Below are 1,494 nucleotides of genomic sequence, written 5' to 3' on the forward strand. Positions count from 1 at the left end.
GGGTCAGACATCCCTGGAGGTTGGATGTCAAGCGGCGAGGTCGTGGTGGTGGTGTGACCAGGCGGTTGCCTGGTCGTAGGTGGTGTGGGTTTTGAGGCATCCGTGGAGGATGCCGACCAGGCGGTTGCCGACCTGGCGGAGGGCGGCGTTGTGGCTGATGTCGCGGGTTTTGAGCTGGTCGTAGTAGGCGCGGACGTGCGGGTCGTGGAGGATGGCGCAGGACGCCTGCATGTGGAGGGCGTCGACCAGCCGGTCGTTGTGGACGAACCGGGCCTGGACGACCCGTGTCCTGCCGGACTGCCGGGTGATCGGTGAGGTTCCGGCGTAGTTCTTGCGGGCCTTGGCCGAGGCGTACCGGCCCTGGGCGTCTCCGAACTCGGCGAGCACCCGGGCGCCGAGGATCGCACCCATCCCGGGTTGGGAGAGGATGATCTCAGCGTCCGGGTGCCGGCCAAAATGGGCCTCCACCTCGCTCTGGAGCGTCTTGATCTCAGCGTTCAGGACGGTGATGATCGCGGCCAGTGATTTCACGGTCGCGGCGTAGGCGGTCGTGACCAGCGGGGCCAGGCCGAGGTGTTCGGCTCTCAACACCTCCTGGATCGCGGCCGCTTTGGCGGGGACGTCCCGGCGGCCCTTCAGGCACGCGGTGATCTGCCCGGTCGTCAGTTTCGCCGCGGCCTGCGGGGTGGGAGCCTTGACCAGCAGCCTCAGCACCGCCTCCGAAGTGAGGCCCAGGGGCTTGTAGGCGGCCAGGGCGGCGGGGAAGTAGTCCCGCAACGCCACCCGCAACCGCAGCATGTGCCGGGTCCTCTCCCAGATCAGCGTCTGATGAGCGCGGGTGACGACCTTCACCGCCTCGGCCACCTCGGAGTCGGCGGCGACCTGGCGCAACTGGTGACGGCGGGTCCGGACCATGTCCGCCAGGGCATGGGCGTCGCCCTTGTCACTTTTCGCGCCGGAGGACCCCAGGATCTCCCGGTGCCGCGCCGCCTGCTTCGGATCGACGCCGAACACCCGGTACCCGGCCGCGACCAGCGCCCGCACCCACGGCCCCCGGTCGACCTCGATGCACACCAGCACATCACCGGGTTCGGCGTCCTCCCCCGCATACCGGCCGACCAGCTCGTGGAACCGGGCGATCCCGGCCGTCCCATCGGCCAGCCGAGCCCGCTTCAACACCTTCCCGGCCTCGTCGGCCACCTCGACATCGTGATGGCCCTCGGCCCAGTCATCCCCGACGAACAGCACACCAGCCCCCAAGATCGACAACGGAACGCAGCAACCCGCAGGAGCGCGTCGGCGACCTAATGGACCAGTACTCACGCCGACAACCGGCGGGCACGACATCCCATCAGCGATCAACAGCCCCTGACCACCAGCGAGGACACGATCTGACCCAAGGACTCCAGGTCCTGGACACGAGAGTGTTCACTCGCCGGCGGCTACCAGGCACCGAGTCTGGCATCACAACCCGACCCGGCAGCTCCCATTAGG

At 68.5% G+C, this 1,494-nt stretch carries 1 protein-coding gene; it reads right to left on the minus strand.

Annotation, left to right across the window (positions count from 1 at the left end):
- Positions 1–27 precede the first annotated feature (27 nt).
- Positions 28–1,248: an IS110 family RNA-guided transposase gene (locus EBO15_RS43375; RefSeq protein WP_122200209.1), complete on the minus strand. Its 1,221-nt coding sequence runs from the start codon at positions 1,246–1,248 to the stop codon at positions 28–30.
- Positions 1,249–1,494 lie beyond the last annotated feature (246 nt).

The sequence above is a fragment of the Actinomadura harenae genome, from assembly GCF_003696215.1.
GTDB classification, from domain to species: domain Bacteria; phylum Actinomycetota; class Actinomycetes; order Streptosporangiales; family Streptosporangiaceae; genus Spirillospora; species Spirillospora harenae.